Raw genomic sequence first — 6,626 nt, forward strand, 5'->3', positions numbered from 1 at the left:
CGCACCAAAGAACATTACCATGCAGGCTGGAGATGATTTTATTGTAAACGCTGGTAAAAATGTAAAAATTGATGCAGGAGAAGATATGGATTGTGATGCAGGCAAAAACATTTCTCAAACAGCGGGTAACGACCTAACCCAAAGAGCAATGGGAGATATTACTGAGACCGCAGATAATAAAAGTGAATTTATAGAAAAAGCGGTTACTCGAAGTTCTCTTGAATCTACCCATCATGCCGAAAAAGTAAGTGTTTTGAGCACAGTGGAAAATATGCTTTTGGAAAGTACCCAAAAAACAGTAGAAATAAATAGTGCCGAACAATCTAATTTTTTTTGATATTTAAAACTCATTTTATGGCAATTAATAAAACCGCAAAGAATCTAACTATTAAGATTAAGAATAATTACAGCTGTTTTGCAAAGACAATTTATGAAACTAGTGGGAAGGTCGAAATTGTAGGAACCAAAGATAATCTTATGTTGGTTTCAAATAAAAAAATAATCATAAGAGGTAATAAATAACGATATGGCAAATATACTATTTGGAAAGCCACGATTTGTAGTGCCAAAAGACGATGATAAAGAAAGAAATGATGTAACTATTGGAGTATTCTTTGATGGAACTTCGAACAATAGAGAAAACATAGAAGGACGAAGAAAAGACCCAACACTCAAAAGTAGTTCTATTTCTGATACCGATGGTTCCAATACCAGTTTTGGTAATGATAATACCAATGTAGATAAATTAGAAAAGGCATACCCTTACAAACCATCCGATCATTATTATTCTGTTTACGTTGAAGGTATTGGTACCAAAAAACCGAAAGAAAAAAAAGACGGTTCACTAAGTTATTATGGCGATTTTAGTCGAGGGCAAGCCTATGGCAAAGGAGAAACTGGTCTTTATGAAAAGGTAGAAAAAGGATGTTTTGATATAGTTTACAAACTACAAGAAGAAAACGAGAAAAATATAAGTACTTTATACATTGATGTTTTTGGTTTTAGCCGTGGAGCAGCAGCAGCACGTATTTTTGTCAATGAATTATATAAAATAAAAAATCCGAAAAATAATGACACTTATAATCTGGGTTATTTAGGCAAAGCCTTCAAAGAATTGGATTATAAAGTAAAACCATACCGTATAAAAATAAGATTTTTGGGATTGTATGATACCGTTTCATCTTATGGTGGAGGGGTTTTTGATGATATTACGGTCGATAAAGTACCACTACACATTCCTACAGTGGGCTACACAGTGCATCTTACTGCCGAGGATGAACATCGAAAAAAATTCCCTCTTACCGATATTGCCAGTGCTGGGAGTAATAGCAAAGAATTGAGCCTCCCGGGAGTACATTCAGATATTGGTGGTGGATACAAAGACATGACCAAAGACAAGGCAGATAAAGGTGAAATTGTAATTTTAACAGAAACTAGTTCAACCATACAAGCTGAAAAAAAAAGAGCATTAGAACATGGGTGGTACAAAGAATTTCAATTAGAGGAACATTCAAGATATTTAAAAGGAACTCGAAAGAATTTAAGCAATGAGTACAGTCTAGTAATTTTGCATCTCATGGCAGAATTTGGTAAACGTAAATATAAAATTCCGTGGGAGTATAAAAAAACTTTAAATAAAGAATACGAAGTTCCGTCAGCACTAAACGATGTCAAGAAACGTCTGGATGAATATGCCTTTGAGGGCAAACCCAAAATGATATTTTTTACTAAAAAAGAACTAGAAGAAAAAAAGAAACGGCTAGGCAATAATAAAACCGAAATAGATAAATTTAACTCTCAAGACGAAGACCACACAATGCTCATGAAGTTGCGTAATAAATATTTGCACAATTCTGCCAGTATGGACGGCGTTGGTATGGAACCAAATAAGAAGTACAATTTAATTGATATTGATTGGAATCGAAAAATAATACCCGGATAATTATGAACAAATCTGTTAAATTATTAATGCTAATTACACTTTTAAACTTAACACTGGCTTCATGCCAAAAGAATATGGAACAGAAAGAATACAGCTGGACAGCAGCTGCTTGCACTCCCAAAAATTATCCTGCCGAAATTTTCTCAGGACATTTACTACTAGGAACTAAACCAAATAGTGCATATGTGTATATGCCTTTTGATAGAATTATTGATAGCGAAAATCTAGGAGAAAACGGGGGGTCTTCATCAGGTCTAGCTACAGGAACAACTCCAAAAATATTAGACATTACTTGGATGTCCTATACCGAAAACAAAAGTTATTCGGGAGTTTTTAACCTTGATTCTGATAAAATAGAGGCATTAATGATTAATGGTAGCGAAAGACCTTATTGGGATGTAGCAACTAAAAAAGTAGGCATCGTTAAAGATTATCGATTTGTTATTAATACAGGACTTTTCCCTGGTGGCATAGTAGTTTTATATGTATTTAGCCAATCAAATATGACAATTGTAGGGCGCTACCAAGCCCATGAAGACAAAAATGTAGATTGGAAAGTTGCACATAAGTCAATGACGGATCAAAAAGGAATTGATGAGTATGTTAATTATATGAATGAAGATTTACCCCAAGAAATAAAAGATCAAATAAAAAACGGAACAATACCTTTTGGTTATTGGGATACTTTGTTTCAAACTTACTCATTAACCCCCTTAGTAAAAGCCGAAGATAAAGTAGAAACAATAAAATTAAATTATATAAATGGGGAGTTCGAATCTATTTTTTTGAGTTTAAATAATAATGTAATGCCCATAAAAAAAAGAGCTGCACCAAGGAAAATGAATATCGTTTGGCACGATATAAACGACAGGCGAATGGAGAGTGATGTCTATTTTGATGAGAAAAAGATAAAAGCACTATTTGAACAAACCAAACCCAATGAACCTATTCAATTTGTTATTGAAATAGATAGAAATACCAAACCAAGAGAGACAACAGGAATTTTGATAAAACTAAAAACTAACGATAGAGAAATAGATTTACAAAAAGCAATAGTATCGCAGGAAACTTTTACGAAGTCAATACCCTATTAATTAGATTGTTTTTACAAGAGAGAAAATAAACTTGGCAAAACTAGAAAGAGGTAGATAAATTTAACTCTCTAGACGAAGACCACAAAATGCTAATGAAGTTGCGTAATAAATATTTGCACAATTCTGCTAGTATGGACGGCGTCGGTATGGAACCAAATAAGAAGTATAATTTAATTGATATTGATTGGAGTCGAAAAATAATACCTGGATAATTATGAACAAATCTGTTAAATTATTAATACTAATTACACTTTTACACTTAACACTGGTTTCATGCCAAAAGAATATGGAACAAAAAGAATATAGCTGGACAACTGCTGTCAGTACACCAAAAAACTATCCTGCCGAAATTTTTTCAGGACACTTACTAACAAGCTTAAAACCGAATAGTTATTATGCCTATCTTCCTTTTAATGAAATTATAAACCCAGAACAAGGCTTGGGAAGTAATAACAATTCAACAACAGTTGGAGCTACAGGAATGGTGCCAAAAGCACTAGATATTACTTGGATGTCTTATGTCGAAAACAAAAGTTATTCAGGAATTTTTATCCTTGATGCCGATAAAATACAGGCATTAATGATAAATGGAGACAGAGAACCTTTTTATGATACTAAATCAAAAAAAACAATAGTTAACAAATATTATGATTATGAAATAAATGTAGGACTTATTCCTGGCGGCATTGTTTTGGTTTGGGTAGGCGGATCCGAAAACACAACTCTGGTAGGGCGATACCAAGCTCATGAAGACAAAAATGTAGATTGGAAAGTTGCACATAAGTCAATGACAGATAAAAAAGGAATTGATGAGTATGTTAATTATATGAATGAAGATTTACCTCAAGAAATAAAAGACCAAATTACACAAGGAACGATACCTTTTGGCTGTTGGGATACCTTGTTAAAACAATATAATCTAACGCCTGTAGTAAAACCCGAAGATAAAGTAGAAACCCTTTATTTTAATTATATAAACGGGGAGTTCGAATCTATTTTCCTGAGTTTGGACGATAATGTAATGCTTAAAAAAAGAAGAGCTGTACCTAGAAAAATGAATATCGTTTGGCACGATATAAACGACAGGCGAATGGAGAGTGATGTCTATTTTGATGAGAAAAAGATAAAAGCACTATTTGAACAAACCAAACCCAATGAACCTATTCAATTTGTTATTGAAATAGATAGAAATACCAAACCAAGAGAGACAACAGGAATTTTGATAAAACTAAAAACTAACGATAGAGAAATAGATTTACATAAAGCAATAGTATCGCAGGAAACTTTTACGAAGTCAATACCCTATTAATTAGATTGTTTTTACAAGAGCGAAAATTTAACCCTACAAAGCAGTAAGACAGTTGAAGTTAATAGTGCAGAAAAATCTAAAATGTTTTAATTATGGCAATCTACAAAATTTGTAAAAACAGAAAAGTGACGGTTAATAATGACTATACTTTAATAGTAGGTGGTACATTAACAAAAATCGCAAATCAATCTAATATTGAAGCTACAACAGGGAACCTGACTTTAATTTCAAACAAAAAAATAACCTCCCATAGCATAAAGCAGTAATTTTTTATAACATAGGTCATCAAAAAATAAAATTTTTCTTGATGTCAAATAAAACTTAGAACAATAATGATAAAAAAAACAATGCTTTTATTGCTTTTAGCAATAACAATAAATTCATGTATGGAAAAAAAGTATGAGTGGTCAGCAAGTATTTCTGCACCAAGAGAATATCCTATAGAAGTGTACACAGGAGCAGCAGGAGGTTATTTTTTTAGCCAAATGGGAGGATTTAGTAATTCTGGCTGGGGTGGCTGGGGTAGTATAGATTTTATAAAAGCGCCCTTGCCAGATAGGCTTGATATGACATGGTTGTCGTATGTCGATGATAAATTTTATACAGGCGAATGGGAACTCCCTACAGAAAAAATACAACAGCTATTTGATGAGGGTTTTTATGCTAAAAGAGGACAAGAAGCAGTAACAGAGCCTTATAAATATATAAAAATTGGCTTTGCTCCAAAAGGAATGGTAGTAGTTTGGGCTGCTGGAATTAGTAGACAAGTTGAAATAGCTCGTTTTCAAGCTCATGAAACAATCATTAACCCCAAACTTATTAGCAAAGATGAGAAGTATATGTTTAGAAATGGTTATAGTCAACATAGATTGGAAAACAATTTTGTAATATCTAAAGACGTTCGGGAACAGCTTGAACAATACGGTTACCCACCATCAGAGGTTTATGAGGAGTATCGTGAAAAATACAACTGGAAACCCAAAGTAGTTTTACCCAAAGGCAGTACAATAACTTCAATGTACATTAAAATGTGTAATGGAGAAATGGAAGACCCTTATGATTTGCCCATAGACCAACAAAACAGGGCAATTCCTTTCTCTTTTCAAATATTCTGGTCTGTAGGCAGTGGTAAACAAAAACAAGAGTTTGTTTCTAGAATAGCTTTTACACATGATAAAGAATATTGGGCAAAATATCTTGAAGGTGGAGAAAATGAAATTCCGGTAGATTTTAATAAAAATCAAATTAGAAAATTGTTTAAAGAAGATCTTGATAAAAATAAGATTATAGAAATGGTTATAAAAATTAATCCTAATGTTGAAATAAAATCAGAGCGAGTTACTGAATTGTATTTAGAACAAGATGGAAAACGATATGAGATAAAAGAAAAGGTAACAAGAACAGGTAAATACGAATAATTATGAGCGTCATATTTGGAAACTATACACCGCCTAAAAAAGAAGATGAAGTTACGGAACTGACCATTGGTATTTTTTTTGATGGTACCAATAACAATAAAAACAACACCAATGCTAAAGAATATTATGATAAAAGGGCTAGAGGTGAAAAATTAACCCCTGAAGAAACCATTTCTGCAGAGGCATATAGAAAAAACGGTAAAAATTCCCCAAGCAGTAGTTATCATAATGCTTGGTCTAATGTAGGACGGCTTCATGATGCTTATCCTACAAAACTAGCTGTATATGTTGATGGTATTGGTACTGAATCGGAAAAAGGAGATTCGCCATTAGGGGCTGGTTTCGGAACAGGATTTATTACCAGTGGTACAGGTATATTAGGAAAAGTACAAGAAGGCTGTAAAAAGTTAGCTAAGAAAGTAGTTGAAGAAAGTAAAAACAGCAAAATAAAAATACTTAATTTAGACGTTTTTGGTTTTAGTCGAGGTGCAGCAGCAGCTCGAGTTTTTCTGGATGAAATTGAGAAAAAAGCAGATCTATCGGCTATTAAATTTAAAAATAAAAGAGGTTATTTTGGATATTATTTAGCCAAAAATAATATCACGGTTGATGTGGTAAGAGTTTGTTTTCTCGGTCTTTTTGACACTGTATCTTCTTACTCGAAAGGAATAAGTGTAAATCCGAATTTTGATAATGATGCAACCGAAATAGAATTAAACAATTTATCTCGAGCAAAAACAGTCATGCACTTTACTGCCACAGATGAGCATAGAGCCAATTTTTCGCTTACCAAAACAAGAGTAGGAAAAGAAAGAGAATTTCCGGGTGTACATTCTGATGTTGGCGGAAGTTACAATGATGGT

At 33.0% G+C, this 6,626-nt stretch carries 7 protein-coding genes and 1 pseudogene; all 8 read left to right on the forward strand.

Features of this window, described 5'->3' with window-relative positions; all coding sequences use genetic code 11:
* A pseudogene (locus IUY40_RS18865) lies at positions 1-337 on the forward strand (Vgr family protein); the annotation flags it as partial.
* A gap of 17 nt (positions 338-354) precedes the next feature.
* Positions 355-522, forward strand: a complete 168-nt coding sequence (locus IUY40_RS18870; RefSeq protein ID WP_195738415.1) for a hypothetical protein — start codon at positions 355-357, stop codon at positions 520-522.
* A gap of 4 nt (positions 523-526) precedes the next feature.
* Positions 527-1,942: a DUF2235 domain-containing protein gene (locus tag IUY40_RS18875; protein ID WP_195738416.1), complete on the forward strand. Its 1,416-nt coding sequence runs from the start codon at positions 527-529 to the stop codon at positions 1,940-1,942.
* Between the two features lie 2 nt (positions 1,943-1,944).
* Positions 1,945-3,036 carry a DUF2931 family protein gene (locus IUY40_RS18880; RefSeq protein ID WP_195738417.1) on the forward strand — a complete coding sequence of 364 codons (1,092 nt, stop codon included), beginning with the start codon at positions 1,945-1,947 and terminating at the stop codon, positions 3,034-3,036.
* A gap of 286 nt (positions 3,037-3,322) precedes the next feature.
* On the forward strand, positions 3,323-4,345 hold the full coding sequence (locus IUY40_RS18885; protein ID WP_229335677.1) for a DUF2931 family protein: 1,023 nt from the start codon (positions 3,323-3,325) through the stop codon (positions 4,343-4,345).
* Positions 4,346-4,437: 92 nt separating this feature from the next.
* Positions 4,438-4,611: a hypothetical protein gene (locus tag IUY40_RS18890; RefSeq protein ID WP_195738419.1), complete on the forward strand. Its 174-nt coding sequence runs from the start codon at positions 4,438-4,440 to the stop codon at positions 4,609-4,611.
* 66 nt (positions 4,612-4,677) lie between these two features.
* A complete protein-coding gene (locus IUY40_RS18895) occupies positions 4,678-5,763 on the forward strand; it encodes a DUF2931 family protein (protein WP_195738420.1) in 1,086 nt (361 codons plus the stop codon).
* A gap of 2 nt (positions 5,764-5,765) precedes the next feature.
* The coding region (locus tag IUY40_RS18900; RefSeq protein WP_195738421.1) for a DUF2235 domain-containing protein at positions 5,766-6,626 on the forward strand (861 nt) is incomplete at its 3' end.

It is taken from the genome of Flavobacterium sp. ALJ2 (genome assembly GCF_015594725.1).
Taxonomy (GTDB): domain Bacteria; phylum Bacteroidota; class Bacteroidia; order Flavobacteriales; family Flavobacteriaceae; genus Flavobacterium.

Excerpts from the sequence above, each read along its gene's own strand:
- IUY40_RS18870 (WP_195738415.1), top strand. The coding sequence starts at position 355 with ATGGCAATTAATAAAACCGCAAAGAATCTAACTATTAAGATTAAGAAT.
- IUY40_RS18875 (WP_195738416.1), top strand. The coding sequence starts at position 527 with ATGGCAAATATACTATTTGGAAAGCCACGATTTGTAGTGCCAAAAGAC.
- IUY40_RS18880 (WP_195738417.1), top strand. The coding sequence starts at position 1,945 with ATGAACAAATCTGTTAAATTATTAATGCTAATTACACTTTTAAACTTA.
- IUY40_RS18885 (WP_229335677.1), top strand. The coding sequence starts at position 3,323 with ATGGAACAAAAAGAATATAGCTGGACAACTGCTGTCAGTACACCAAAA.
- IUY40_RS18890 (WP_195738419.1), top strand. The coding sequence starts at position 4,438 with ATGGCAATCTACAAAATTTGTAAAAACAGAAAAGTGACGGTTAATAAT.
- IUY40_RS18895 (WP_195738420.1), top strand. The coding sequence starts at position 4,678 with ATGATAAAAAAAACAATGCTTTTATTGCTTTTAGCAATAACAATAAAT.